The organism is Streptomyces sp. GL_140 (genome assembly GCF_057834465.1).
The window spans coordinates 1,322,648-1,348,262 of record NZ_CM174404.1; the positions used below are offsets into that span (position 1 = coordinate 1,322,648).

The 25,615-nt window shown below is 71.6% G+C and carries 20 protein-coding genes; 7 read left to right on the plus strand and 13 right to left on the minus strand.

Annotated features, from left to right (window positions below; translation table 11 throughout):
- Positions 1–423: 423 nt before the first annotated feature.
- Together AC3IYJ_RS06100 and AC3IYJ_RS06105 are read left to right on the plus strand one after the other, a co-directional pair.
- Positions 424–2,490 carry a galactose-binding domain-containing protein gene (locus tag AC3IYJ_RS06100; RefSeq protein WP_489400322.1) on the plus strand — a complete coding sequence of 689 codons (2,067 nt, stop codon included), beginning with the start codon at positions 424–426 and terminating at the stop codon, positions 2,488–2,490.
- 83 nt (positions 2,491–2,573) lie between these two features.
- Positions 2,574–3,170, plus strand: a complete 597-nt coding sequence (locus AC3IYJ_RS06105) for a TetR/AcrR family transcriptional regulator (RefSeq protein ID WP_489400323.1) — start codon at positions 2,574–2,576, stop codon at positions 3,168–3,170.
- 7 nt (positions 3,171–3,177) lie between these two features.
- Here the strand turns inward: AC3IYJ_RS06105 and AC3IYJ_RS06110 are convergent, their stop codons facing one another.
- The 3 genes from AC3IYJ_RS06110 to AC3IYJ_RS06120 all read right to left on the minus strand — a co-directional run bounded on the left by AC3IYJ_RS06110 (position 3,178) and on the right by AC3IYJ_RS06120 (position 6,631).
- Entirely contained in the window at positions 3,178–4,107 is a 930-nt protein-coding gene (locus AC3IYJ_RS06110; RefSeq protein ID WP_489402707.1) for a formylglycine-generating enzyme family protein, read from the minus strand.
- 32 nt (positions 4,108–4,139) lie between these two features.
- Positions 4,140–5,555, minus strand: a complete 1,416-nt coding sequence (locus tag AC3IYJ_RS06115) for a sulfatase family protein (protein WP_489400324.1) — start codon at positions 5,553–5,555, stop codon at positions 4,140–4,142.
- A gap of 116 nt (positions 5,556–5,671) precedes the next feature.
- Positions 5,672–6,631, minus strand: a complete 960-nt coding sequence (locus tag AC3IYJ_RS06120; protein ID WP_489400325.1) for a LysR family transcriptional regulator — start codon at positions 6,629–6,631, stop codon at positions 5,672–5,674.
- A 190-nt stretch (positions 6,632–6,821) separates the two neighbouring features.
- Between AC3IYJ_RS06120 and AC3IYJ_RS06125 the strand changes: the two genes are divergently transcribed.
- Both AC3IYJ_RS06125 and AC3IYJ_RS06130 read left to right on the plus strand, forming a co-directional pair.
- Positions 6,822–10,292 carry a M28 family peptidase gene (locus AC3IYJ_RS06125; protein WP_489402708.1) on the plus strand — a complete coding sequence of 1,157 codons (3,471 nt, stop codon included), beginning with the start codon at positions 6,822–6,824 and terminating at the stop codon, positions 10,290–10,292.
- A gap of 130 nt (positions 10,293–10,422) precedes the next feature.
- Positions 10,423–11,535: a PP2C family protein-serine/threonine phosphatase gene (locus tag AC3IYJ_RS06130; protein ID WP_489400326.1), complete on the plus strand. Its 1,113-nt coding sequence runs from the start codon at positions 10,423–10,425 to the stop codon at positions 11,533–11,535.
- Between the two features lie 19 nt (positions 11,536–11,554).
- Here the strand turns inward: AC3IYJ_RS06130 and AC3IYJ_RS06135 are convergent, their stop codons facing one another.
- The 8 genes from AC3IYJ_RS06135 to AC3IYJ_RS06170 all read right to left on the minus strand — a co-directional run bounded on the left by AC3IYJ_RS06135 (position 11,555) and on the right by AC3IYJ_RS06170 (position 20,074).
- Positions 11,555–13,126: a hypothetical protein gene (locus tag AC3IYJ_RS06135; RefSeq protein WP_489400327.1), complete on the minus strand. Its 1,572-nt coding sequence runs from the start codon at positions 13,124–13,126 to the stop codon at positions 11,555–11,557.
- 169 nt (positions 13,127–13,295) lie between these two features.
- On the minus strand, positions 13,296–14,543 hold the full coding sequence (locus AC3IYJ_RS06140) for a serine hydrolase domain-containing protein (RefSeq protein ID WP_489400328.1): 1,248 nt from the start codon (positions 14,541–14,543) through the stop codon (positions 13,296–13,298).
- Positions 14,544–14,692: 149 nt separating this feature from the next.
- Positions 14,693–14,887 carry a hypothetical protein gene (locus AC3IYJ_RS06145; RefSeq protein WP_489400329.1) on the minus strand — a complete coding sequence of 65 codons (195 nt, stop codon included), beginning with the start codon at positions 14,885–14,887 and terminating at the stop codon, positions 14,693–14,695.
- 100 nt (positions 14,888–14,987) lie between these two features.
- Positions 14,988–15,647, minus strand: coding sequence for an ABC transporter ATP-binding protein (locus AC3IYJ_RS06150; RefSeq protein ID WP_489400330.1), 660 nt, complete (start codon positions 15,645–15,647; stop codon positions 14,988–14,990).
- Positions 15,640–16,530 carry an ABC transporter ATP-binding protein gene (locus tag AC3IYJ_RS06155; protein ID WP_489402709.1) on the minus strand — a complete coding sequence of 297 codons (891 nt, stop codon included), beginning with the start codon at positions 16,528–16,530 and terminating at the stop codon, positions 15,640–15,642. The genes AC3IYJ_RS06150 and AC3IYJ_RS06155 overlap by 8 nt, the downstream gene beginning before the upstream one ends.
- 68 nt (positions 16,531–16,598) lie before the next feature.
- Positions 16,599–17,474: an ABC transporter permease gene (locus tag AC3IYJ_RS06160; RefSeq protein ID WP_489400331.1), complete on the minus strand. Its 876-nt coding sequence runs from the start codon at positions 17,472–17,474 to the stop codon at positions 16,599–16,601.
- On the minus strand, positions 17,467–18,432 hold the full coding sequence (locus AC3IYJ_RS06165) for an ABC transporter permease (RefSeq protein WP_489402710.1): 966 nt from the start codon (positions 18,430–18,432) through the stop codon (positions 17,467–17,469). Before AC3IYJ_RS06165 ends, AC3IYJ_RS06160 begins: the two co-directional genes overlap by 8 nt.
- 46 nt (positions 18,433–18,478) lie before the next feature.
- Positions 18,479–20,074, minus strand: coding sequence for an ABC transporter substrate-binding protein (locus tag AC3IYJ_RS06170; RefSeq protein ID WP_489400332.1), 1,596 nt, complete (start codon positions 20,072–20,074; stop codon positions 18,479–18,481).
- A gap of 179 nt (positions 20,075–20,253) precedes the next feature.
- Between AC3IYJ_RS06170 and AC3IYJ_RS06175 the strand changes: the two genes are divergently transcribed.
- Positions 20,254–21,255, plus strand: coding sequence for a fibronectin type III domain-containing protein (locus AC3IYJ_RS06175; protein WP_489400333.1), 1,002 nt, complete (start codon positions 20,254–20,256; stop codon positions 21,253–21,255).
- Positions 21,256–21,398: 143 nt separating this feature from the next.
- Entirely contained in the window at positions 21,399–23,420 is a 2,022-nt protein-coding gene (locus tag AC3IYJ_RS06180; RefSeq protein WP_489400334.1) for an ATP-binding protein, read from the plus strand.
- A 146-nt stretch (positions 23,421–23,566) separates the two neighbouring features.
- On the opposite strand, the gene AC3IYJ_RS06185 is transcribed toward AC3IYJ_RS06180, so the two are convergent.
- Positions 23,567–23,752: a DUF5999 family protein gene (locus tag AC3IYJ_RS06185; protein ID WP_468169641.1), complete on the minus strand. Its 186-nt coding sequence runs from the start codon at positions 23,750–23,752 to the stop codon at positions 23,567–23,569.
- Between the two features lie 155 nt (positions 23,753–23,907).
- Between AC3IYJ_RS06185 and AC3IYJ_RS06190 the strand changes: the two genes are divergently transcribed.
- The gene (locus AC3IYJ_RS06190; protein WP_489400335.1) at positions 23,908–24,342 is read left to right on the plus strand and encodes an SRPBCC family protein; all 435 of its coding nucleotides are present in this window, start codon (positions 23,908–23,910) and stop codon (positions 24,340–24,342) included.
- Between the two features lie 33 nt (positions 24,343–24,375).
- Here the strand turns inward: AC3IYJ_RS06190 and AC3IYJ_RS06195 are convergent, their stop codons facing one another.
- Entirely contained in the window at positions 24,376–25,605 is a 1,230-nt protein-coding gene (locus AC3IYJ_RS06195) for an acyl-CoA dehydrogenase family protein (protein WP_489400336.1), read from the minus strand.
- Between the last annotated feature and the right edge of the window lie 10 nt (positions 25,606–25,615).

The window sequence follows — 25,615 nt, forward strand, 5'->3', positions numbered from 1 at the left end:
CACGACCCGGATGCGCCTGCCGCACGCGGACGCGTTCCCCGGTGATCGTCGTGCCTTCGAAGAATGGAGGGGGATGCCGTCAAGGTCCATGACGTTTTTCGTCATATGACGGTGCGAGGTTGTCCCGTAAGAGATCCCCGTCAGCCGAAACGGCCCTGGACGTAGTCGGAGGTGCGGGGTCGGCGAGGGTGGAGAACATGTGAACGCGCGATGGGGGCGCACGCTCAGCGCGCTCCCGGGATCCCATGCATGTGACGATTCATCAGGTCAGTTGTCCCGGACTCTTGACTCTGGTTGACCCAGTCGCGATTCTCGACGTAATGCTTGCGCGGGACATGACAATCAGGCGCCAGGGTGGTCATGCCCCCGGTGAACTGTGTCCTCGACCGCGCCCTCCGCCGACCGAGGACGTGAGTAGTGGCCATGAGCCGACACCCGCACCCCCGCCCCAGACGCAAACCCCTCGCGGTCCTGACGCTGCTGCTCGGCCTGCTGGCCATGGTGCTCGGCCCCGTGCCGGGCGCCGCGGCCGACGCGGGCTGGTGGAACCCGACCGCACGCCCCGCGCCCGATTCCGGGATCAACGTGACCGGCGAGCCCTTCAAGGGCACCGACGCCCAGGGCAACGTACGGGGCTTCGTGGACGCCCACGACCACATCATGTCCAACGAGGGCTTCGGCGGCCGGCTGATCTGCGGCAAGCCCTTCTCCGACCTCGGGGTCGCCGACGCGCTCAAGGACTGTCCCGAGCACTACCCGGACGGCAGTCTCGCGATCTTCGACTTCGTCACCAAGGGCGGTGACGGCAAGCACGACCCCGACGGCTGGCCGACCTTCAAGGACTGGCCCGCCCACGACTCGCTGACCCACCAGCAGAACTACTACGCCTGGATCGAGCGGGCCTGGCGCGGTGGCCAGCGCGTGCTCGTCAACGACCTAGTCACCAACGGCGTGATCTGCTCGATCTACTTCTTCAAGGACCGCGGCTGCGACGAGATGACCGCCATCCGTCTGGAGGCGCAGAAGAGCTACGACATGCAGGCCTTCATCGACAAGATGTACGGCGGCCCCGGCAAGGGGTGGTTCCGCATCGTCACCGACTCCGCTCAGGCCCGCGAGGTCGTCAAGCAGGGGAAGCTCGCCGTCGTGCTCGGCGTCGAGACCTCCGAGCCCTTCGGCTGCAAGCAGATCCTGGACATCGCGCAGTGCAGCAAGCAGGACATCGACAAGGGCCTGGACGAGCTCTACGGGCTCGGCGTGCGGAGCATGTTCCTGTGCCACAAGTTCGACAACGCCCTGTGCGGGGTCCGCTTCGACGAGGGCGCCCTGGGAACGGCCATCAACGTCGGGCAGTTCCTGTCGACCGGCACCTTCTGGCAGACGGAGCAGTGCAAGGGCCCGCAGCACGACAACCCCATCGGACTGGCGGCCGCACCCAACGCGCAGAAGGAACTGCCCGCCGGGGTGGCGGTGCCCTCGTACGGCTCGGGCGCCCAGTGCAACACCCGCGGCCTCACCGCGCTCGGTGACTACGCGGTGCGCGGCATGATGAAACGCAAGATGATGCTCGAAGTCGACCACATGAGCGTCAAGGCCGCGGGCCAGGCCTTCGACATCCTGGAGTCCGAGTCGTACCCAGGCGTGATCTCCTCCCACAGCTGGATGGACCTCGGCTGGATGGAGCGGCTCTACAAGCTCGGCGGTTTCGTCGCCCAGTACATGAGCGGCTCCGAGGCCTTCAGTGCGGAAGCCAGGCGCACGGACGCCCTGCGCGAGAAGTACCACGTCGGCTACGGCTACGGCACCGACATGAACGGCGTCGGCGGCTGGCCCGGCCCGCGCGGTGCGGACGCGCCCACCCCGGTCACGTACCCGTTCCGCAGCACCGACGGCGGCTCGCTCATCGACAAGCAGACCGCGGGCCAGCGCACGTGGGACTTCAACACCGACGGCGCCGCGCACTACGGCATGGTGCCCGACTGGATCGAGGACATCCGGCTGGTCGGCGGGCAGGGCGTGGTGGACGACCTGTTCGCGGGCGCCGAGTCCTACCTGCGCACCTGGGGCGCCTCCGAGCAGCACAAGGCCGGAGTGAACCTGGCCGCGGGCGCGCCCGCCTCCGCCAGCTCGGCGGAGTGGTGGAACCCCTTCGTCAGCTTCGCGCCCGGCAAGGCCGTGGACGGCGACCGGGGCAGCCGGTGGGCAAGCGAATGGAGCGACGACCAGTGGATCCAGGTGGACCTCGGGTCCTCGAACCTGGTCAAGCGGGTCACCCTCGACTGGGAGGCCGCGTACGGGAAGTCGTACCGCATCGAGGTCTCCGCGGACGGGGCGAACTGGCAGACGGCCTGGTCGACCACCACCGGTGACGGCGGTCTGGACACGGTGCAGTTCGCGGGGGTCCCAGCCAGGTACGTACGCGTCCACGGAGCGGGACGCGGCACCCAGTGGGGTTACTCCCTGTACGAAGTCGGCGTATACAGCAGCTGACGACTGCGCGCGCGGCGTCCGGGGGCGGTTCGGCCCCGGACGCCGTGCCCGCGGAGCACCACCGGAACGAGGGGGACGCACACATGGCACGGATGCCGCTGACCGACCGGCGCACGCAGCTGACGGAGGCCGCGATCCGCGCGATGACCCGCGACGGGGTGTCCCGGACCACGACCCGGTCGATCGCCGCAGAGGCGGGGGTGTCCCTGAGCGTCTTCCACTACTGCTTCGACTCCAAGCAGGCCCTGCTGGAAGCGGTCATGGAGACGATCACCGGGCACTACGTCACGATCGTCAAGGCAGCGATCCGGCCCCGGGCGACCCTGCGCGAGACCGTCCGGGCCGGCTTCCAGGCCTACTGGGACCACGTGGCGGCCCGACCTGGCGAGCACATGCTCACCTACGAACTCACCCAGTACGCGCTGCGCCAGCCCGGCTTCGGGCATCTGGCGCGCAGACAGTACGAGTTGTACTGCGAGACGTACGGGGAGCTCCTGGAGGAGCTGCGCCGGACCACCCCGTTCGAGCTGATCGTCCCGGTGCCGGTGCTGGCCCGCTACCTGGCGGCCATGACGGACGGGGTGACCCTGAACTTCCTCGCCCTCGGCGACGAGAAGGCGGCCTCCGAGATCCTCGACATGATCGCCGACCACGTGGCCGGACTCGCGGCCGAGAGATGACGCCGACTCAGCCGGCCACCCGGAAGCCGATGTTGGACGTGGAGCTGTCGGGGGTGTTGGAGCTGCGGGCGGCGACCCGGTAGCGGTTGCAGTACGAGTCGTGGCACAGGAACGATCCCCCGCGCATGGCGCGCGAGGTGCGGTCCGCTCCGAACCAGTCGGAGCACCACTCCCACACGTTGCCGACCGTGTTGTAGAGCCCGTGCCCGTTGGGGCGGTAGGACTTCACGGGCACGGTGCCCAGGTGCGGCCCGATGTGGCGGTCGGGGAACTCGCCCTGCCAGATGTTCAGCATCGCGCCCGTGCCCGGGGAGAGTTCGTCGCCCCAGGGGTAGCGGCGCTGCTCCAGGCCGCCGCGGGCCGCGTACTCCCATTCGGCCTCGGTCGGCAGCCGGGTGCCCGACCAGGAGCAGTACGCCTGGGCGTCGTTCCAGGAGACGTGCACCACGGGGTGGTTCTGCCGGGCGGCGATGGAGGACCCGGGGCCTTCGGGGTGCTTCCAGTCGGCTCCGGAGACCGCCCGCCACCAGGGAACGCCCGCCACCGCAGGCGCTCCGGCGGCGAGCTCCTCCCCCAGCAGCCCGGCGAAGACGAAGGAGAAGCCGAACTCCTGGGCCTCGGTGACGTGGCCGGTGGCCTTGACGAAGGTGGCGTACTGGGCGTTCGTCACCGTGGTCGGCCCGATCCGGAAGGGATTGACTTCCACTTCACGGACCGGGCCCTCACCGTCGGCCGGGAATCCGTCCGCGTCCTCGGTACCCATGAGGAACCGGCCGCCCGGCAGATCCAGCAGCCCGCGGGCACGGCGGGCCGCGGGCGCCGCCGAGTCCGCGGCGTCCGCCGGACCCGAAGGAACGGCGGGAACCGCGGGCACGGCGAGCAGCGGGGCGACGGCCGGGGCGTGCTGCCCCGGGGCGCAGCAGGAGGAGAGCGGCAAGGACACGGTGGCTCCGGTGAGTACGTACGGATCTAGCGGGTGCGGTCGGCGGCGAGCTGGGCCGCCAGGGCGGGGATTCCCAGGTCCCGCTCCTGCGCCGGGGTGGCCTGGTAGAGCTTGTTGGTGAGCTGGTAGGGGTCGGCCGCGAGGTCGTAGTACTCGCGGAACTTCACCTGCCCGGTGCCCGACACCGTGCCGTCGGTGTCGGTGTGCAGGGCGTAGTACTCGACGTACTGCTCGTCCTTGGCGACGTAGGAGGACCAGGTGTTGTGGCCGGTTCCGGTGCCCTGCTTCCACCATTCGACGAGCAGGTGGTCCCGGCTGTACGAGGTCAGCAGCGACCGGCCGTCCTGCGGGGTGTCGGGAGTGATGCCGACGGCGTCGAGGATGGTGGGAGCGATGTCGATGTTGGCGACGATGCGGTCGTCCACGGTGCCCGCGCCCAGTCCCCCGGCGGGCCAGGAGAGGTAGAACGGCACCTCGTGGGCGGGGGCGTAGGGCACCGACTTGGCGGTCCAGCCGTGGTCGGCCCAGCCGAAGCCGTTGTCGCCGATGTAGATGACGAGGGTGTTCTCCAGCTGGCCGAGCGCCGCCAGCTTGTCCTTGAAGGCCTGGACGGCGTCGTCCACGGACAGCAGCGTGCGCAGCTGCTCGGCGCGGATGCGGCGGCCGTCGGCGAGGGTCCCGGTGGCGTTCTGGATGTAGGGCGGCTTGTCGCTGCGGTCGTCCTCGGTGACGGAGGGGCGCCCGTTCCATTCGGGAACGGCGGTGCCCGCGTACTTGGGCTCGGGGGTGCGGGGCCCGTGCGAGGCGTACGGGGTGACGTAGGCGAACCAGGGGCGGTCGTCGGTGGCCGCCTTGTCCAGGAAGGCCAGCGTCCGGTTCTTGATGATGTTCGTGGTGTAGCCGTCGATCGTCTGGACCGTGCCGTCGACGTTCCAGTTGGCGTTCACGTACGCGGGCTGGAGCAGCGCGAATTCCTCGAAATGCGGCGGAGCATCCGCGAGTTTCCAGGAATTCAGGTATTTGCCGAACAATCCGGTGCGATAGCCGGCCTGCTTCAGATAGCGCTGGACGGTGGTGTTCTGGTCCAGGGCCGCCGCCGAGGCATTGTTGCGGACACCGTGGTTGTGGGCGTGGCGGCCGGAGAAGACCGAGGACCGCGAGGGCGCGCACAGGGGGGTGGTGACGTGACCGTGGGTGAACTTCACACCCTGGCCGGCAATCCAGCCGATGGTCTTCTGGATCGCCCAATCCGTGTGTTTGGGCTGGTCATCGGTGACGATCAGCAGAATGTTCGGACGGCCGGCGGACGCCGTGACGGCCGCTGCCGCCGGCGTCGCCGCCACCGCCTGGCCGATCGCGGGCACGGCGGTCGCGGCTGCCGCCGCTGCCGTGCCCGCGAGGAATCCTCTCCGGCTGACCTGCGTCCGGGCTCTCTCGCTCATCGGTATTTCCTCCTGCTCGAAGGGGAAATGGTGTGGCGGCCACTGCCATGCCCCAGAGCGTAAAGGGAGCCGAAAGCCCTTTCCATGTACGGAGTGTGAAATGACGCCAGGGGCCGCTACTCCAGCGACGGGTGGACCTCGGGGTGGCGGTCCCACCAGATGCGGTGGAAGGGGTTGTTGTCCACGTTGGCCAGGTAGGCCAGGGCCGCCGAGCGGTAGAAGAGCTCCGCCTGCCGGACCGAGACCGTCGAGCGGTTCCAGGCGAGCCGGATGCGCCCCGTGACCGGTGCGCCGATCAGGGGCCGCATCACCGTGCCCGCCACGGCCGGGGCGGTGGGCTGGCTGAGGGAGACGGCGCGGCCCGCAGAGATCAGGTCGTACTGCATCATGCGGTCGGTGATCCGGTAGCGCAGCGAGGGGACGAACCCGGCCTTCGCGCAGGCCTCGACGAGCGCCTCGGGGCCGCCGTCGTCGTCCTCCACCAGGGTCATCCACTGGTCCTCGGCCAGGTCGGCGAGGTCGAGGGCCTCCAGCCGGGCCAGCGGGTGCCGTGCGGACAGCCGGATGCAGAACGGCTCCCTGGAGACCAGGGTCCGGGCCAGGACTCCCCCGGGCAGCGGGACCTCGTGGTCGTTCACCTCGCCGTACACGATGACGTCGTAGCGGCCCGCGCCGAGCATCCGTACCAGCGCCGTCACCGAGTCCTCCAGGTCCACGGTGATCTCCCGGCCGGCCAGGGCCAGGTCCTGCTGCGCGATCAGGCCGTCGATCAGCACGAGCAGGATGCAGCCGAGGCGCAGCGGGGCCCCGGCAGTCCTCGCCCGCGTCTCGGCGCCGAGGGCGTCCATTTCGCTGAGCACCCGGCGGGCCTTGGCGAGGACGAACTGGCCGAGGGGGGTGGGCTCCACCCCGCGGCGGCCGCGGACGAAGAGTTCGCCGCCGGTGACCCGCTCGATCCTTCGCAGCTGGGCGGAGAGCGCGGGCTGGGAGACGCCGAGTCTCCGTGCCGCTCCACCGAGACTGCCGGTTTCCGCTATCTGACAGACGGCTTGCAGATGCCTCAACTCCAGCTGCATGGCGGCAGCTTACGCAGCGTCACCCGGCCGCACCATAACGCCGGTCTTATGCACGCAGAGATGTCCCGATCTCGTCATGGACACGCCCATACTCGGCCGCGAACGCCGAATTCTCATCCCATTCTCACCCCCCACACACGAACGGAGTGGACTCTTGCAGCCCACCAGATGGATGGCCGCAGCCGCGGCCATGGTGCTGACCGCGGGCCTCGCCGGCACGCTGGCCACCGCCGCCACCGCCGCACAGACGTCGGATCCCGCACCCGGTGCCACCAAGGCCGAACGGGCCGTCGCCGCGGCGGACGCGGCCGTGCGCAGCGGTCTCGACACCCTGGTCAACTCCCCCCAGCAGCAGTACGAACGGCACCTGGTCACCCCCTGGGTGAAGGACCTGTACTCCGTCGCCTACGAGCGCAGCTACCGCGGCCTGCCGGTCGTCGGCGGCGACGCGGTCGTCCTCGCCGACGGCGAGGGCCGGGTGCGCACCCTCCAGTCGGCCTCCTCGGCCGTCGTCGACGTGGCGACCACCCCGACGGTCACCGCGAAGGCCGCCGAGGCCGTCTCGCGCGGCGAGCAGGCCGCCACCGACCGGGTCCAGAGCAGCCGGCTCGTCGTCAAGCTCAAGGACGACAAGTCCGTCCTGGCCTGGGAGACGGTGCTCATCGGGCGGACCGCCACCGCGCCCAGCAAGCTGCACGTCTTCGTGGACGCGCGCACCGGCAAGGTCCTCGACCGCTTCGACGAGGTCGTCGCGGGCACCGGCACCAGCAAGTGGAACGGCCCGAACCCGCTGACCATCAGCACCACCGCGTCGGGCTCCACGTACTCGCTGCGCGACCCGAACCGGCCCGGTCTGAGCTGCGCCGACTACAGCACCGGAACCGTCTTCTCGAAGTCCTCGGACTCCTGGGGCACCGGCAACGCCACCTCCAAGGAGACCGGCTGCACGGACCTGATGTTCGCGGCGCAGAAGCAGTGGGACATGCTCGGCCAGTGGCTGGGCCGCAACGGCGTCAGCGGCAACGGCCAGAGCTTCCCGGGCAAGGTCGGCCTGAGCGACCTGAACGCGTACTGGGACGGCAGCTCGGTCACCATCGGGCACAACAGCGCCAACGAGTGGATCGCCGGCGTGGACGTGGTGGCCCACGAGTACGGGCACGCCATCGACTCCAACACCCCCGGCGGCACCAGCGGCCAGGAGGCCGGTCTGGGCGAGGCCACCGGTGACATCTTCGGCGCGCTGACCGAGGCGTACGCCAACGAGCCCTCGCCGTACGACACTCCGGACTACACCGTCGGCGAGATGATCAACCTCCAGGGCAACGGTCCGATCCGCAACATGTACAACCCGTCGGCCATCAACAACAACCCGAACTGTTACAGCTCCTCGATACCCAACACCGAGGTGCACGCGGCGGCGGGCCCGCTGAACCACTGGTTCTACCTGCTCGCCGAGGGCACCAGCCCGGGTGGCGGCAAGCCGAGCAGCAGCACCTGCAACCAGTCCACGCTGACCGGCGTCGGCGTGCAGAACGCGGGCAAGATCTTCTACGGCGGCATGCTGCTGAAGACCTCCGGCATGTCGTACAAGAAGTACCGTACGGCGACGCTGAGTTCCGCCAAGTCGCTGGACGCCACCTGCGACCTGTTCAACAAGACCAAGGCCGCCTGGGACGCCATCAGCGTGCCCGCCCAGTCCGGTGACACCACCTGCACCCCGAGCGGCCAGAACAGCGACTTCTCGCTCTCGCTGAGCCCCTCCTCGGGCACCGTCCAGCAGGGCGCCTCGGCCACCACCACCGTGGCCACCGCGATCTCCACCGGCACGGCCCAGCAGGTGACCCTCACCGCGTCCGGCCTGCCGTCCGGGGTGAGCGCCTCCTTCAGCCCGGCCACCGTGCAGTCCGGCCAGTCCTCGACGCTGACCCTGACCGCGACGTCCAACGCGGCCCCCGGGACCTCCACCGTGGTCGTCAAGGGCCAGGGCACCAGCCTCTCGCACACCGTCGACTACGCGCTCACGGTCGGCGGCACCACGCCGCCCGGTCCCGACGCGCCGAACATCGACGTGGCCGCCGTCCAGGCGCACCTGACGCAGCTGGGCACGATCGCCTCGCAGAACGGCGGCAACCGCCGTGCGGGCAGCGCCGGTTACACCCAGTCCGTGGCGTACATCAAGGGCAAGCTGCAGGCCGCCGGTTACACGGTCACCGAGCAGAACTGCACCTCCTGCACCTACCCGTCGAACAACCTGATCGCCGACTGGCCCGGCGGCCCCGCCGACCAGACCGTCATGTTCGGCTCGCACCTCGACAGCGTCTCGGCCGGTCCGGGCATCAACGACAACGGCTCGGGCTCCGCGACCCTGCTGGAGAACGCGCTGACGCTCGCCCAGAAGAACCCGACGATGACCAAGCACGTGCGCTTCGCCTGGTGGACCGACGAGGAGCAGGGTCTCAACGGCTCGAAGTTCTACGTGGGCCAGCTCACCAGCACCCAGAAGTCGGCCATCAAGGCCTACTACAACTTCGACATGGTCGGCTCGCCCAACGGCGGCTACTTCATCAACAACCTCAACTCCACCGCTGCCGCACCGCTCAAGGCGTACTGGACCTCGCTGAACCTCGCCCCGGAGGAGAACACCGAGGGCCAGGGCCGCAGTGACGACTACTCCTTCCAGCAGGGCGGCATCGCCACCTCCGGCTACGCGGCCGGCGCCAGCGCCCGCAAGACCTCCGCGCAGGCCACGAAGTGGGGCGGCACCGCGAACGCGGCGTACGACTCCTGCTACCACAGCTCCTGCGACACCGCGAGCAACATCAGCGCGACGGTCCTGGACCGCAGCGCCGACGGCGTCGCCTACACGATCTGGAACCAGGCCGTCGGCGGGACCGCCCCGGCGCAGGACTTCTCGATCGGCACCTCCCCGGCCGCGGGGAGCGCGAACCCGGGCTCCAGCGTGACCTCCACCGTCACCACCGGCACCGTCAGCGGCGCCGCCCAGAACGTCTCCTTGTCGGTCACCGGCGCCCCCGCCGGCGTGAGCGCGACGCTCAGCCCCACCTCCGTCCAGTCCGGCAGCTCCTCGACGCTGACCGTGTCGGTCGGAGCGAGCACCGCGCCCGGCACGTACACCCTGACCGTCACCGGCACCGGCACGGTCAGCCACAGCACCACCTACACGCTGACCGTCAACGGCACCAGCACCTGCACCCCGCGCCAGGTCGTCTCCAACGGCGGCTTCGAGGGCGGCACCAGCCCGTGGACCAGCACCTCGGGCGTCATCACCAACCAGGCCGGCCAGGCCCCGCACGGGGGCTCGTACATGGCGTGGCTGGTCGGCTACGGCCAGACCCACACGGACAGCGCCTCGCAGTCCGTGACCATCCCGTCGGGCTGCTCCGCGTACCAGCTCGGCTTCTACCTGCACATCGACACCGACGAGACCGAGAACACGGTCTACGACACCTTCACGGTCTCGGTGGGCGGCCAGACGCTGGAGACCCTGTCCAACGTGAACGCGTCCTCCGGCTACACGCTCAAGACCTACGACGTCTCCCGGTTCGCCGGACAGACGGTCACCCTGAAGTTCCAGGGGGTGGAGGACGCGTCCCTGCAGACCTCCTTCGTCGTGGACGACGTCACCCTCCAGGTGAGCTGACGCCCGCCGCGGCACCCTGATCCGAGAACGACCCGGGCGGCACCCGCCCCGGCCCACCGGCCGGGGCGGGTGCCGCCCGGCCGGGCGCCGGTGCCTCGCGGTACGGGCCCCGGCGGTGTATGCAGGAGGCATGGATCCTCGGCCGCCGCACCCCCGCACACGCCGGTTCCGGGAATCGCGCGCGGTGCTCCTGTCGGTGCCGTTCATCCTGATCGCGGTGGTCACGGTGGTCGACGTCCTGGCGCCGCCGGACGTCCACCTGGGCCCGTTCCTCGTCGCCGCGCCGGCCCTGACCGCCTCCTTCGCGGGACCCCGGACTACCGGATTCGTCGGGGCGGTGGCGGTGGCGGCGCAGGTGGCGGTCGCCATCGCCCGCACCACCCTCACCGACCTCAACCACACCTTCCAGATCATCGCGCTGGTGCTGATCTCGGCGTTCGTCACCTTCTTCGCACACCTGCGCGAGGTCCACGAGGAGCAGCTCACCCGGCTGCGTTCCGTGGCCGTGGCCGCCCAGCAGGTGGTCCTGCGGCCGCTGCGCGACCGGATGGGACCGCTGCGGATCGCCTCCGTGTACCTGGCCGCCGAGGCCGAGGCGCAGATCGGCGGCGACCTCTACGCGGCCGCGCGGACCGCCGAGAGCACCCGGCTGATCATCGGCGACGTCCGGGGCAAGGGCCTGGAAGCGGTCGGGGACGCCGCGATCGTCCTCGGCGCGTTCCGGGCCGCCGCACACCTGGAGGCCGATCTGCCGGGGCTCGTCGCCCATCTGGAGGCCGCCGTGGCCACCGATCCCGACCGGGACGCGGACGGCCCCGGGCAGCCGTCGGAGGGGTTCACCACCGCGGCCGTCCTGGACATCCCGGACGGGGAAACATTCCTGCGGGTCGTCAGCTGCGGCCACCCGCCTCCGCTGCTGCTGCGCGGGGGCCGCGTCGTACCCCTCCAGGTGGACCATCCGGCTCCGCCGCTGGGCCTCGCGGAGTTCGTCGAGACCGGCTTCGCGGCCCAGTCCTTCCCCTTCGAGCCGGGCGACGTGGTGCTCCTGTACACGGACGGAGTCATCGAGGCACGTGACGCCTCGGGGGTGTTCTACCCGCTCGCCGAGCGGGCCGCGGACTGGCCCGGCGACGGCCCGGACGCCCTCCTGCGCCACCTGTGCGCGGACCTCCTGGCCCACGCACCGGGCGGCCTGCTGGGGGACGACGCGGCGATGGTGGCCATCGAACGCGTCGGCGGCTGAGGCGGCGCCCGGTCGCGCGTCAGTCGCCGTCTCGGACGGCGACGATGCCGTTGAAGACGCCCACGTACGCCGTGCCGTCGGGGCCCAGGGTGATCGGGGCCCAGTTGTTGTCGTACAGCGGGCCCGTGCCGGTGAGCCGGCGCCAGCGTCGCTCGCCGGTGCGGAAGTCCACCGCCGTCAGGTACCAGGCGTCGATCCCCCAGATGTTCGGTTCCTTCTCGTAGAAGTACAGCAGCCCGTTCCCGGTGGAGAGCTTCGGGACGACGGAGGGCGAGCGGACCGCGCTCTGCCAGACCGTGTCGCAGCCGCTGCCGTCGGCCCTGACGTCGATGCGGCTGGCGCCGCCGACGACCGACCTGCCGAGGACCAGAGAGGTGATGTTCTCGTAGCCGTAGTTGTTCTCCACGACGATGCTGTTGCCCCACGTGATGAGGGAATTGTCGGTGGTCGAGGCGCCCGGCCCGAAGACCGGGACCCGGCACACCAGCCGCTGCCCCTCCGGCACGTCCGCACCCCGCCTGAAGACCAGGACGTTCATCCGGTCGTCGGCGTTGTCGGTGATCGCGACGTAGCCGTCGCCGAAGAGGTCCGGGGTGGTGCCCGAGCCCTGGTTCACCGAGCCGGGTTTGGTCCCCGTACCCCGGTCGTACGTCTGGCGCCATTGCGCGACGGGAGTGCCGTCGGCGTCGGCGCGGAAGCTGTAGAGGGCGTGGTCGGTGACGATGGATACGCCGTCCTCGGCCACCGAGAAGGAGTTCTGGATCTCCTCCCCCGGCAGCCGGATCGACCGGATCCGCGAGGTCGCCGGGTCCACGGTGCCGACCCGGCCCTGGCGGGTGACCCACCAGATGCGGCCGTTCCAGTCGGGCATCACGGAGGTGACGGGGTCGCAGGTGCCGGTGGGCCGCAGGTTGCTCCAGTCCGCGCAGTCGTGCGGGACCTGGCCGGTGAGGTCCCAGTCGTCGTCGGCCTCGAACCGCCAGGTGCCGTCCGGACCCTGGACGTGGGAGAGCCGCAGGATGTGCTGGCGGGAGTCGGCCAGCACCGCCCGGTCCTCGTTGTCCAGGTAGAAGTAGGCGCCGCCCGAGGTGTCCTTGAAGATCTTCGAGAGGTCGAGCGTGCTGATCGCCCGGACCGTGGAGGAGCGCTGCGGGAGCTGGTACTCCGCGAGCGGGGCGAGCGTACGGGGCTCCAGCAGCTCGACCTTGAAGCCGCTGAAGGTGCCGCACACCGTGACCAGCCGGCCGGCCGAGTCGAAGGTGGCGGTGGCGCATTCGCCGCCGAGGGCGGCGATCTTCTCACTGGTCACCTCCGGCTTCCTGCCGAGCGGCCCGGACCAGGGCGAGGTGGCACTGCCGGCCGCGTCCGAGTGCATGCCGCTGCGGCCGTTGGGCGCGAGGAAGGGATGTTGCGGCGGGGCCTGGCCGGTCAGCGGAGCGGCGGTGGCGGGACTGCCTTCGTAGTGGCTGACCAGGCGGTGCCCGGGGGCCAGGGGTATCCCCTCGGCGGCGGCCCGGGAGAAGCCGCCGCTGATCACCGCGAAGGCGGCGAGGGCCGGCAGCACCGCGCGGTTCAGCGCTCTTCGGAACATCCGGACTTCCTCCATGGTCTGCGGCTCTGCTGACACCGCGTCTGACGTCGCGCCGGCGCCAGACGCTAGGTCGCGCTGCCGAAGGAGTCCATGGAAGAACCGGATGATTCACGTACGGGCGACAGCCGGTCGCCCGCCAGTCGCTCACCGGCCGATCGAGCCGGTCCGCTCAGCGTCCGCCGCCGGCCGGTTCCGGGCCGATCCGCTTCGCCGTGGGATACACGTGGTCCGGGGACACGATGCTCGTGATCGCCTGGCCGAGGAGGGTGCTGGGCTCCTGCCCGTCGGTCAGGGAGTCGGTGTTCAGGAGGAGGACCATGGTCGCCTGCGCCTCGGGCAGGTAGACCGGGAGGACCTCGTAGCCGGGCAGTGATCCGTTGTGGCCTATCCAGCCCTGGACGTTGAAGATGCCCAGCCCGTAGCCGGTACCGGGAAGGTCCATCGGTGTGGTCTTCAGCCGCTCGGCCTGGGTCGCGGGCTTCAGCAGTGTTCCGGTGGCCAGGGTCCGCGCCCAGCTGCGCAGGTCCTGGAGGTCGGAGATCATAGCCCCGGCCGCCCAGGCCCAGGAGGGGTTCCAGTCGGTCACGTCCTCGGTCCTGCCCGAGGCCGTCTGGTCGCTGTAGCCGTGTGCGTGCGGGTCGGGGAACTCCGTACCGATGGGCATGAGCGTCCGGTGCAGTCCGGCCGGCTCCAGCACGTCCTGCCCGATGACCTCGTGGAGCGGTCTGCCGGTGATCTTCTCGACGACCAGGCCGAGCAGGATCAGGTTGGTGTTGCAGTAGTCGAACTTCTCGCCCGGCTGGAACTGCACGGGGTGCTTGAAGGAGTAGTCGAGCAACTGCTGTGGTGTGAGGCTCTGTTCCGGGTCGGCCTCGAGCTTCTTGATGAAGCCCGGGTCCAGGCTGTAGTTGAACAGCCCGCTGCGCATGCCCGCCAGTTCGCGCAGGGTGATGCGGTCGCCGTTCGGAACGCCCGCGACGTACTTGCCGATGGGGTCGTCCAGGGCGGCCTTGCCCCGGTCGACCTGCTGGAGGAGGGCGGTGACGGTGAACGTCTTGGTCTCGCTGCCGATCCGCACGCGGAGCCCGGTCCTCATGGGCGCCCCGGTCGCCTTGTCCGCCACGCCGAAGGTCTTGACGTAGCTCCCCTTGCCGGGGGCCCACAGCCCCACGGTCACGCCGGGCACCTTCGCCTCCCGCATGACCTCGCGCACGGCCGCGTCCAGTTTCGCCGCCACGGCCGGTGTGAGCTGCACGAACTGCGTGCCGGTCCCCGGGGAGGGGGTGGCCGCGGCGGAGGCGGAGGGCGGCGCAGTGCCCGCCCCGTAGGCGGAGCCGGCCACCGCCGGGGTCATCAGTACACCCGCGGCGGCCGCGGCCGCGCAGGCCCGGCGCAGCCGGATGTGGGTCGGTTTCACCGCACCAGCTCCTGTCGTCCGAGGACCCAGGCAACGGCACCAGCGTATGCCCGCACCACCCCGGCCGCGCGGCGGGCTGCCAGGGCCCCAGAAGCCGGTCGGGGACCCGGCCGGTCAGGACTCCAGCCGGTCCGGGCCCCCGGGGCCGGTCAGGGCTTCAGGCCGCCGACCACGTCCGCCGTGGCCGAGACCCCGTTGTGGATCGTCGCCGCCAGGCTGCTGCTCGCGAGGTAGAAGCCGAGCAGCACGCAGACGAGCGCGTGCGACAGCTTGAGGCCGCCACCGCGCAGGAAGATCCACGCGAGGACGAGGAGCAGGACGACGACGGAGAGGGAGATCACCATCGGAACACCTCCTTGTGCGGCGCCATGGTGGCGCAGAAGGAGGGCCTTCAGAGCGAAACCCGTGTCCGCCAAACGGGTGTTGACCGTCCGTGACCGGGTTTCAATCCTTGACGACCTCTTCCCAGCGGGTCGTCCGGTCGCACCAGCGCCCGAGCAGTACGGGGTCGTGGCCCACCGCCAGCAGCCCGGCGCCGGTCCGCGCACGGTACTCCTCGACCACGCCGACCAGGGCCGCGGTGGTGGAGGCGTCGAGCATCGCGGTCATCTCGTCGCACACCAGCCAGCGGGGACGGAGCACCAACGCGCGTGCCAGACAGGCCCGTTGCAGCTGGCCGTCGCTGACCTCGTGGGGCCGTCGGGCGAGCAGGTCGCCGCCGATCCCGACTCGGTCCGCCAACTCGTGGACGACGGAGTCGACTTCGCCGCGCCGCCCGGTCGCGCGGAGGGGTTCGGCGACGAGGTCGTGCAGCCTGAGCCGGGGGTCCGCCGACAGCCGGGGCTGCTGGAACACCACGCCGACACCGACGCGCAGGGAGCGCGGCGCCCGGTGCCGGAAGCCGGTCACGGCGCGGCCGTCGAAGGCCACGGTGCCCCGGTCGGGCCGGTGCAGCAGGGCGGCGACCCTGGCCAGGGTGGACTTGCCGCAGCCGCTGGGGCCGAGCAGTCCGAGGGATTCGCCGGGTGCCAGGCGCAGGTGCGCGCCCCGCACGACGGGGGCGCGGCGGTCGTATCCGGCGGTGATGCCAGTGAGCTCAAGCATGGTGGCAGGCCACCCCTTCGGTGAGCGCAGGCCGCTCGGCCCGGCAGCGGGCGTCGGCCCGGGGGCAGCGGGCGGCGAAGGCGCAGCCGCGCGGAAGGGCGCCCAGCTCGGGCGGGGCGCCGGGGATCGGGGTGAAGGCGCGCTCCGGGAGGGCGTCGAGGAGCCCGCGGGCGTAGGGGTGGCGAGGTCCGGGATCGCCGAAGAAGGCCGCGGCGGGGGCCGTTTCCACGATGCGTCCTGCGTACATGACGGCCACGGTGTCGGCGATGCGCTGGGCCGCCGCGAGGTCGTGCGTGATCATCAGCAGCGCGCGGCCGGCCTCCCGGGTGTGGGCGCTGAGCTCGTCGACGGTGCGGTGGACGAGGTCCCGGTCGAGCCCGGTCGTCGGCTCGTCGGCGAGCAGCAGGGGGGCGTCGCCGATCAGGGCGAGGGCGGTGGCCGCGCGCTGGGCGAGGCCGCCGGAGAGCTCGTGGGGGTGGCGGTCCAGGTGGGTGGCGGGGAAGGCGGCCCGCTCGGCGGCCGCCTCGGCCGCTTCCCGGAGCTCGGCCTTGGTGGCTGCGGTCAGCTCGCGGACCGTCTCCTCCAGGTGGGAGCGGATGGTGCGGACCGGGGTGAGGTGCGCGGCCGGGCTCTGCGGGACCAGTGCGACCCGGCGGCCCCGGACGGTCCGGGCGAGGGTCCGCTCGTCGAGGGCGAGGAGGTCGGTGCCGTCGGCGAGGTATGCCGACCCGGAGGTCTCGGCGTTGCCGGGGAGCAGCCCGAGGAGTGCGGAGGCCAGGACGGACTTGCCGCACCCGCTCTCGCCCACGAGGGCCAGGCACTCGCCGGCGGCCAGGGCCAGGGTGGCGTCCGTGACGGCCCGCACGTGGTGGTCGCCGCGCATCCGGAAGCGGACGGACAGCCGCTCCAGGGTGAGGACGGGCGCCGCGGGGCCGCCTGCGGTGTGGTCCGTCACAGTGTCAGCTCCGAGCGGCGGCGGGGATTGAGGCGGTCGCGCCAGGCGCCCGCGAGGACCGCGATCGCCAGGGTCGGGACGATCAGGACCAGTCCGGGGAAGAGGGTGGGCCACCAGTCGCCGGCGAGCAGGGAACCGCGGGCCGTCTGGACGAGGTTGCCCAGGCTCGCCTGGTGGGCGGGCAGTCCGAGGCCGAGGAAGGACAGCGCCGACTCGTGCCACATGGCGTGCGGGATCATCAGCACGGCCGCGAGCCCGGCCTGCGGCAGCACACCGGGCACGAGGTGGCGGACGGTGACGCGCAGCCGGGAGGCGCCGCCCGAGACGGCCGCGTCCACGAAGGGCCGCGAACGCAGCGAGAGCACCTCGGCCCGGACGATGCGGGCGGTGGACAGCCAGTGGGTCAGCGCCACGGAGACGACCACCGGCCACACCCCCGGCCGGAACATCGCCACGATGAAGATGCCCAGCAGCAGGTGCGGGATCGAGGACAGGGCGTCGACCACGCGCATGACGAACCGGTCCGTCCATCCGCCGAGCGCCCCGGCGGCCGCGCCCACCGCCGTGCCGATGACGGTGGCGGCCAGCGCCGCCACCAGTCCGACGAGCAGCGAGACCCGCAGCCCGTACAGGCAGCGCAGCAGCAGGTCGCGGCCCACGTCGTCGGTGCCGAAGGGGTGGGCCCACGAGGGCGGCAGCAGCTTTGCCGACAAGTCGACGGCCTGCTGGTCGAGTTGGACCAGCGGCGGCACCAGCAGGACCGCCAGCGCGAGGAGCACCGCGCACGCCGCCGAGGTCCGCACCCGGATCGTGCGCGCCCCGCGCCGGTCCGGTGCACGGGACCGCCAGGTCAGCTCGTCCGTGTCAGCCATCGAAGCCCACCCTCGGGTCCGCCAGCCCGTACAGCAGGTCGGACAGCAGGTTCCCGGCCAGGACCGCCGCGGTGGCCAGGACCGTCAGCGCGGCCAGCAGCGGGAAGTCCACGGAGGTCGCGGCCTGCACGGTGGCCGCCGCGATTCCGGGCCAGCTGAAGACGGTCTCCACCAGCAGCGCGCCGGTGATCAGCTCCGGGACCCGCGACCCGATCAGGGTCAGCATCGGGAGCATTCCCGAGCGCAGTCCGTGCCCGAGCAGCACCCGCCGCTCCCCCACGCCCCGCGCACGAGCGCCCCGTACGGGGTCCTCCTCCAGTGCGTCGGCCACGCCCTGCCTGACGTACAGGAAGAACCAAGGCAGTTGCGAGACGCCCAGGACCAGCGCGGGGAGCACCAGGTGGCGGGCGACCTGCCCGGCCGTGACCACGTCGCTGCCCGCGTCGGTCAGCCCGCCGGACGGCAGGACCCCCAGTCGCACGGAGAAGAACCAGACGGCGAGCAGGCCCAGCCAGAAGGCCGGGGCCGCTTCGAGGGTGTACGCGAGCGAGGAGGCGGCCCGGTCGAGGAGCCCGCCCTGCCTGCGCGCGGCCAGCACCCCGAGCCCGGTCCCCAGCAGCAGGGCCACCGCGAAGGCGCCGAGGGCGAGCAGCGCCGACCAGCCGAGCCGTTCGCCGATGACGTCGGCCACCGGCTGGCGCATCACCGCGGAGGTGCCGAGGTCGCCGGTGAGGGCCGAGGTGAGCCACTCCCACCAGCGCTCGACCAGGGGCTGGTCGACGCCGAGGTTGGCCCGCAGCCGGTCCAGTTCGGCCTGCGAGGCGGTGAGCCCGGCGGTGCCGGCGTAGGCCTTGACGGGGTCGAAGGGGGACAGCTCGGCGACGGCGAAGACCCCGAAGGTCACGACGAGCAGGACGGGTCCGGCGAACAGGGTCCGCCGCCCGGCCATGCGCGTCATCGGCCGCCAGGGAACGCGGACGGTACGGGTGTTCACTCGGCCCGGCTCATTTCTGCTTGGGCTTCCAGTTCTCGATGTTCCACCAGGGGCCGGAGCCGAGGCCGTGGTCGTGCGGCTCCACCTGGGTGGAGGGGCCGTCCCACTTGTCGTTGACCACGTAGAGGTGGTCGATGTGGGTGAGGTAGACGTAGCCGGGGTTCTTGACGAGCTCGCGCTGGACCGTGTCGTACGCGCTCTTGCGCACGGCCGGGTCGCCGCTCCTGCGGCCGTCGAGGAGTGCCTGGTCGACGGTCTTGTTGTCGTAGCGGGCCATGTTGTTGAAGCCGTCGCCCGCGAGCGAGGAGCTCAGTGTCAGGTACTGGTCGAAGTCCGGGTCGGCCGGGGAGCCGCCGCCCGCGAGGACGGCGTCGGTCCTCATCCGGGGCTCGATGACCTCCCAGCTGCCGGACTCGATCTTGACCTCGATGCCGGCCTTCCGGGCGTCGGAGGCGAAGGCGAGCGCGTGGTCCTGGCGGATCTTGTCCCCGGAGGTGTGCCACAGCGGGAAGGTGGCCCGCAGGCCCTTCTTCGCGCGGATGCCGTCGTCGCCGGGCACCCAGCCCGCCTCGTCGAGGATCTTCTTGGCCGCGGCGAGGTCGTACGGGCGCTCCGTGCCGGCCGTGAACCACGGGCTGCCGGTGGGGACGGGGCCGTAGGCGGCCTTGCCGGCGCCTTCGAGGAGCTTGTCGACCATGGCGCCGCGGTCCACGGCGAGGTCGAGGGCCCGGCGGACCGCCACGTCGCCGGTGACCTCGTTGTGCGTGGGCATGGTGACGTTGCGGTAGTCGAAGGTCTTGGCGGTGTAGGTCTTGCGGCCGCCGTCGTCCTTGAACGACCGGGCCAGGTTCGGCGGCAGGATCGCCCCGTCCAGTTCCCCCGAGCGCAGCCGGGTGGCGCGTACGTCGTCGTCCTTGATGACGGCCATGGTGAACTTCTTCACCGTGGGCTCGCCGCCCCAGTAGGACGGGTTGGCCTTGAAGCTGAGCTTCTCGCCCTTGGACCAGGCGGTGAGCACGTACGGTCCGGTGCCCACGGGCTTGGCGGCGAAGTCCCCGCTGTTGACGTCCTGCCCACCGGCGATGTGCTCGGGGGCGATCGGCAGGACGGTCCGGTCGGCGAACGGGGCGTAGGGGTACTTCAGGTGGAAGACGACGGCGTCCTCCCCCCGCGCCTCGACGCCGGCGATCGCGTCGAGCTCGGACTTGGAGGCGTTGTTGGTCTTCTCGTGGAGGATCGTCCGGTAGGTGAAGACGACGTCCTTCGCGCCGAAGGGATGACCGTCGCTGAACTTCACGCCCTGGCGGAGCCGGTAGGTGTAGGTGAGGCCGTCCGCGGAGACCTCCGGCAGGGCCTCGGCCAGGGCCGGCTTCAGCTTCATGTCCGCGTCGTGGGCCAGCAGCCCGTCGAAGATCTTAGAATTGCCGTCCTTGCCGTAGCCCAGCAGGGGGCTGAGGGTCTCCGGCTCGTTGGCTATGCCGACCACGGCCGAGTCCGGTCCCGCGGACGCGGTTCCTCCGGTGGGGCCCGAACAGGCGGCGAGGCCCGTGATGAGTGCGGCGGCCGCGGTCGCGCCGGCCGATCCCCGTATGGTCCGGGCCGTCATGCTGTGCACTTCCCTGCTGCTTTCGATCACTATCTGATGAAAAATCCTACTTATTGCAAAGAGATCGCAATAATGCCAGACGGGGGCCGGAGAAGACGAACGCGCGGGTCTTGCCCGGCCGCCGCGGGGCGTGCCATACATGTCTAGACCTTTAAGAGCCGGAGGAAGAGGCCGCCGCCGTGCACCACCCCGCGCCACGCACCGCAGCAGGGCCCCCGTCCCCGGCGCGGCCCCCCGCACCGGCACTGGCGCTGACGCTGGCCCTCGCCGCGGCCGCCCTGACGGCGTGCACCTCGGCCGACACCACGCCCCCGCCCGCCCCCGCCGAGCTCACCGCCCAGGCGGGCAGCGCCACTTCGGTCCACGTGATGTGGCAGTCGGCCGCCCCCGCCGACGGGGTGACCTCCTTCCTGGTCTTCCAGGCCGGCCAACTGGTCCGCGAGCTCCCCGCCGACAAGACGATGGTGGACATCACCGGGCTCAGCCCGCAGACCGCGTACGGGTTCACGGTCCGGGCCCGGGACGCCGCCGGGAACACCTCGCCGCCCAGCGCCTCCGCCTCCGCCACCACCCCCGCGGCCAAGGCAGAGGACCGGCAGCCGCCGACGGCCCCGCCCCGCACGGCCGGCCGCGCGCTCGGGCCCACCTCGGCGCTGCTGACCTGGGCTCCTGCCTCCGACGACGCGGGGGTCACCGCGTACGACATCTACCAGGGCGCCTCCCGGATCCACACGGTCGGCCCCGGCGCGATCGAGACGACCCTGGAGGACCTCCAGCCCGGCACCGCGTACACCTTCACGGTCCGGGCCCGCGACGGCGCCGACAACTCCTCCCCCGACGGCCCGCCGGTGGACGTGACCACTCCGGCCGGGGCGGGGGCGCAGCCCGACACCGCCCCCTCCGAGTTCACGGCGGTCGCCTCACCCGGCGCGGTCGCCCTCGACTGGACCGCCCCTGCGACCGGCAAGGAGACCAGCGAGTACGAGCTCTACGTCAACGGCCGTCCCACCACCGTCATCCAGTTCGGCAAGGGCGCGGTCCCGGCCGGCCACGCGGAACACCGCCTCGCGGTCACCGAACCGGCGGGCACCGTATGGACGGTGAAGCTGCGGGCCCGGCTGCCCGACGGCAACTGGGGGGCCTTCTCCGTCGAACGGCGGGTCGTGCTCGTCGGCCCGTAGCCAGACTCCGTCCCTCCGATCTGCCCCGAACGGCACTGCGGGGAAAGAAGATCGCGCACAATACATGCGTGTTCGGTGAGTACTCGGTCAACAACAATCAGCCAGATCCCGCGGGCGGCCCGCCTGAGCCAGACTCTGGCGCCGTGCCGGGAAACCTCCCGCCGGAGACGGCGAGTTTCGTGGGCCGCGAGCGTGAACTCGGCCTGCTGTACGAACTGCTGCGCGCGCAGCGGCTGGTCACGCTCACGGGCGTCGGCGGCGTGGGGAAGTCCAGGCTCGCGCTGCGCGCCGCCGCGGATGCCCGCCAGCGCCGTCGTGACGGCGTCTGGTGGGTGGAGCTGTCGCCCCTGCGCGACGCCGAGTTGCTCACCGCCACCATCGCGCACACCCTCGGTCTCGCCAACCAGTCACCGCGCCCGCTGGACGAGGAACTGTGCGCGTGGATGGCCGACAAGGAGCTGCTGCTCGTCCTCGACACCTGCGAGCACCTGGTGACCGCGTGCCGCCACCTCGTCAGTGAACTCCTGCAGTCCGCACCCGGACTGACGGTGCTGATCACCTCCCGCGAACCGGTCGGCTCCGCCGGCGAGAAGGTGGTCGAGGTCAGTCCGCTGCCCTGCGACGGCCCCGACAGCGACGCCCTCGCCCTCTTCCGGGCCCGCGCCCTGGCCGCCACCCCCCAGGCCGGGGCCGCCTTCGCCGATCCGGAGCGGGCGGCCCTGGCCCTGGAGGTGTGCCGCCGCCTGGACGGGATCCCGCTCGCCCTCGAACTGGCCGGCGCCCGGATGCGGCTGTGGACCCTGGAGCAGATGGCGGAGCGCCTCGGCGTCCGCTTCGACCTGCTGTCCGACATCTCCGCCGCCCGGCTCCCCCGGCACCAGACGATGCGGACCACCATCGGCTGGAGCCACGAGCTGTGCGAGCCGGTGGAGCGGCTCCTGTGGGCCCGGCTCTCGGTGTTCACCGGGGGCTTCGACCTGCCCGCCGCGCGGGCGGTCTGCTCGGGCGGCCCGCTGCCCGCAGGGCACGTGGAGCGCGTGCTGGCGGGCCTGGTCGCGAAGTCGGTGGTGCGGCTCGTGCGGGAGCGGGGCGCGGGCGCCCGCTACCGGATGCTCGACACGATCCGCGAGTACGGCCAGGACTGGCTGGCGGAGCTCGGCGAGGTGCGGACCCTCGCCGACCGGCACGCCCACTGGTACGCGGCGCTCTCACAGGCCGCCGACCGGGGATGGCTGGGCCCCGGCCAGGTGGACTGGTACCGCAGGATGACCGCGGAGCACGCGCAGCTGCGTACCGCCCTGGAGCATCTGATCGGCTCGGATCCCGCGGCGGCCCTGGAGACGGCCGGAGCCCTGTGGTTCTTCTGGTTCTCCTGCGGGCACGTCCACGAGGGCCGGGCCTTCGTGGAACGGGCCCTGACCGCGGCCCGGCACACCGGAGCGGCGTACACCCAGGGCCTGTGGGCGCTGGGGCTGACGGCGCTGCTCCAGGGCGACCTGGAGACGGCCCAGCAGGTCGGCGAGGAGTGCATCCGGGCCGCGGCCGGGCTGGCCGACCCGGAACCGGAGCTGCGCGCGGCCTATCTGCTCGCGGTCGCGGTGCTGATGCCGGGCGATCCGGTACGGGCGCTGGCGCTGGCGGGTCCCCGGGCCCGCGCGGGCCACGGCGGCCGCACCAGCGGCCCGGGGTGGCTGCTGTGCCGACTGGCCACCGCCTACGCCCTGTGCGACCTCGGGCGCTTCGAGGAGGCCATGCACGAGGCGGAAGGGCTGCGCGAGGCCTGCGCGGAGCTGGGCGAGCGCTGGCTGCGGGCGTACGCGGACTACGTCCTGGCCGTCGCGGCCCTGGGGCTCGGCCACCACGGGGAGGCGGCCCGGCACGCACGGGCGATGCTGTCGGGCAAGCGGCTGCTGGGCGACCGCTTCGGCATCGCGCTCGGCCTGGACCTGCTCGCGGCGGCGGTGGCGGCCATGGGCGACGGCGAACTGGCGGCGCGGCTGCTGGGCACGGGGCACGCGTGGTGGCGCACCGTCGGGCGGCCGCAGATGGGATCGCCCTCGCTGACGGCGCTGCGCGACCAGGGAGAGCGGCAGGCCAGGGCCGCGATCGGCGACGAGGCGTACGAGAACGCCTTCCTGGGTGGTGCTTCGGCGCCCACCGGCTGAGGCTGCGGCCGGTGGACACCGCGTAATCCCGGGGCTCCCGTCAGTACGGGAGGGGTCTGCCCGACGGTGTGCGCAGATCCAGGTCTCGGGGGGCGGGCTTGGGGACGGGCTTGCGGATCAGCTGCTGGCGCATGCTGCCTCCTCGCTCAGACCAGGGCCGGGCGGCGGGGTTCCACCGTGCGGCCGTCGGGGAGCAGTTCACCTGTGTCGTCGAAAACCACTGCGCCGTTGCAGAGCAGACTCCAGCCCTGTTCGGGATGGAAGGCCACGGTGCGGGCGGCGTCGTGATCGGCGCTGTCGGCGGTCGGGCAGGGGGGCTGGTGGGAGCACATGGCGCACCTCCTCGCAGAGTGGGGCGGGAGGGCCGGTGGTCACCCGGTCGAATCCGCGATCCACGGTGGCGGTGAGTATTACTGATCGCCACCCCTGGACGGAACCCATATTGGCGGTCCAGTTCAGGGTGTGTATGCCCGATTACCATGCGCTCATGCCCGCTATCCGGATCATTCACCGAACTCGTCTCGCACCCGCGGAGGCGTGGCGGCGGCTGACCGACTGGGAACGCCACGGATCGCAGGTTCCGCTCACCCGGACGATCATCGAGACGACGCCTCCCACGCACGTCGGAACGCGCTTCACGGCGCGCACGGGCGTGGGAAGCATCACGTTCGACGACCCGATGGAAGTGACCGTCTGGGAGCCCCCCGGCGACGCGTCCCCGGGCCTGGTCCGCCTCGTCAAGCGCGGCAGCGCGGTGACCGGCTGGGCGGAGATCGAAATCCGCCCGGCGCCCGGCGGCGGCTGCGAGGCCGAGTGGCGCGAGGACCTGCGCCTGCGCGGCCTCCCGCGCCTCCTGGACCCCCTGACGGCCGCCGCGGCCCGCTTCCTCTTCGGCCGCGCCCTACGGGGCCTCCTGCGCTGACGAGGCCCCTGCCAGGGGGTGTCCTGCCCCGCGCTAGCGGATCGGCATGCCCGAGATCGTGCGCGCGATCACCAGCCGCTGGATCTCGCTGGTGCCCTCGAAGATGGTGTAGATCGCGCTGTCCCGGTGCATGCGCTCCACCGGGTACTCGCGGGTGAAGCCGTTGCCGCCCAGGATCTGGACCGCCTGCGCGGTGACCTTCTTGGCGACCTCGCTCGCGAACAGCTTCGACATCGAGCCCTCGGCCGAGGTGAACGGCTTGCCCGCGACCGCCATCCAGGAGGCGCGCCAGACCATCAGACGGGCCGCGTCGATGGAGGTGCGCATGTCGGCGAGCTGGAAGGCGACGCCCTGGTTGTCGATGATCGGCCGGCCGAACTGCGTACGGGTCTTCGCGTAGTCGAGGGCGACCTCGTACGCGGCGCGCGCCGTGCCCACGGCCATGGCTCCGACGGCGGGCCGGGAGGCCTCGAAGGTGGCCATCGCGGCGTTCTTGACCCGCTCGCCGCCGCCCGCCCTGGCCCGCTCGTGGGCCCGCGCGAGGCGCTCGTCCAGCTTCTCCTTGCCGCCCAGCAGGCAGGAGCCGGGGATCCGGCAGTCCTCCAGGACCACCTCGGCGGTGTGCGAGGCGCGGATCCCGTGCTTCTTGAACTTCTGGCCCTGGGAGAGGCCGGGGGTGCCCGGCGGCACGATGAAGGAGGCGTGGCCCTTGGTGCCGAGCTCGGGGTCGACGACGGCCACGACGATGTGGACGTTGGCGATGCCGCCGTTGGTCGCCCAGGTCTTGGTGCCGTTGAGCACCCACTCGTCCTTCGCCTGGTCGTAGACGGCGCGGGTGCGCATCGCGCCGACGTCGGAGCCCGCGTCCGGCTCGGAGGAGCAGAAGGCGGCGACCTTCACGTCGTCGGGGGTGCCGTACATCTGCGGGATCCAGGTGCCGATCTGCTCCTCGGTGCCGTTGGCGACGACGCCGATGGCGGCGAGCCCGGTACCGACGATGGACAGCGCGATGCCCGCGTCGCCCCAGAACAGCTCTTCCATGGCCATCGGGATGCCGAGGCCGGTGGGGTCGAAGAACTGCTGGGCGTAGAAGTCGAGCGAGTAGATGCCGAGCTTCGCGGCTTCCTGGATGACGGGCCACGGAGTCTCTTCGCGCTCGTCCCATTCCGCGGCGGCGGGGCGCATCACGTCGGCGGCGAAGCCGTGGATCCAGTCCCGTACCTGCTTCTGGTCGTCGTTCAGCTCCATGGTGAATTCCGCCATGTCCCCTCCA

What these genes read in the sequence shown, in the direction of transcription:
- AC3IYJ_RS06100 (WP_489400322.1), top strand. Translation starts at nt 424, where the DNA reads ATGAGCCGACACCCGCACCCCCGCCCCAGACGCAAACCCCTCGCGGTC.
- AC3IYJ_RS06105 (WP_489400323.1), top strand. Translation starts at nt 2,574, where the DNA reads ATGGCACGGATGCCGCTGACCGACCGGCGCACGCAGCTGACGGAGGCC.
- AC3IYJ_RS06115 (WP_489400324.1), bottom strand. Translation starts at nt 5,555, where the DNA reads ATGAGCGAGAGAGCCCGGACGCAGGTCAGCCGGAGAGGATTCCTCGCG.
- AC3IYJ_RS06120 (WP_489400325.1), bottom strand. Translation starts at nt 6,631, where the DNA reads ATGCAGCTGGAGTTGAGGCATCTGCAAGCCGTCTGTCAGATAGCGGAA.
- AC3IYJ_RS06125 (WP_489402708.1), top strand. Translation starts at nt 6,822, where the DNA reads ATGGTGCTGACCGCGGGCCTCGCCGGCACGCTGGCCACCGCCGCCACC.
- AC3IYJ_RS06130 (WP_489400326.1), top strand. Translation starts at nt 10,423, where the DNA reads ATGGATCCTCGGCCGCCGCACCCCCGCACACGCCGGTTCCGGGAATCG.
- AC3IYJ_RS06135 (WP_489400327.1), bottom strand. Translation starts at nt 13,126, where the DNA reads ATGTTCCGAAGAGCGCTGAACCGCGCGGTGCTGCCGGCCCTCGCCGCC.
- AC3IYJ_RS06145 (WP_489400329.1), bottom strand. Translation starts at nt 14,887, where the DNA reads ATGGTGATCTCCCTCTCCGTCGTCGTCCTGCTCCTCGTCCTCGCGTGG.
- AC3IYJ_RS06150 (WP_489400330.1), bottom strand. Translation starts at nt 15,647, where the DNA reads ATGCTTGAGCTCACTGGCATCACCGCCGGATACGACCGCCGCGCCCCC.
- AC3IYJ_RS06155 (WP_489402709.1), bottom strand. Translation starts at nt 16,530, where the DNA reads ATGCGCGGCGACCACCACGTGCGGGCCGTCACGGACGCCACCCTGGCC.
- AC3IYJ_RS06160 (WP_489400331.1), bottom strand. Translation starts at nt 17,474, where the DNA reads ATGGCTGACACGGACGAGCTGACCTGGCGGTCCCGTGCACCGGACCGG.
- AC3IYJ_RS06165 (WP_489402710.1), bottom strand. Translation starts at nt 18,432, where the DNA reads ATGACGCGCATGGCCGGGCGGCGGACCCTGTTCGCCGGACCCGTCCTG.
- AC3IYJ_RS06170 (WP_489400332.1), bottom strand. Translation starts at nt 20,074, where the DNA reads ATGACGGCCCGGACCATACGGGGATCGGCCGGCGCGACCGCGGCCGCC.
- AC3IYJ_RS06185 (WP_468169641.1), bottom strand. Translation starts at nt 23,752, where the DNA reads ATGTGCTCCCACCAGCCCCCCTGCCCGACCGCCGACAGCGCCGATCAC.
- AC3IYJ_RS06190 (WP_489400335.1), top strand. Translation starts at nt 23,908, where the DNA reads ATGCCCGCTATCCGGATCATTCACCGAACTCGTCTCGCACCCGCGGAG.
- AC3IYJ_RS06195 (WP_489400336.1), bottom strand. Translation starts at nt 25,605, where the DNA reads ATGGCGGAATTCACCATGGAGCTGAACGACGACCAGAAGCAGGTACGG.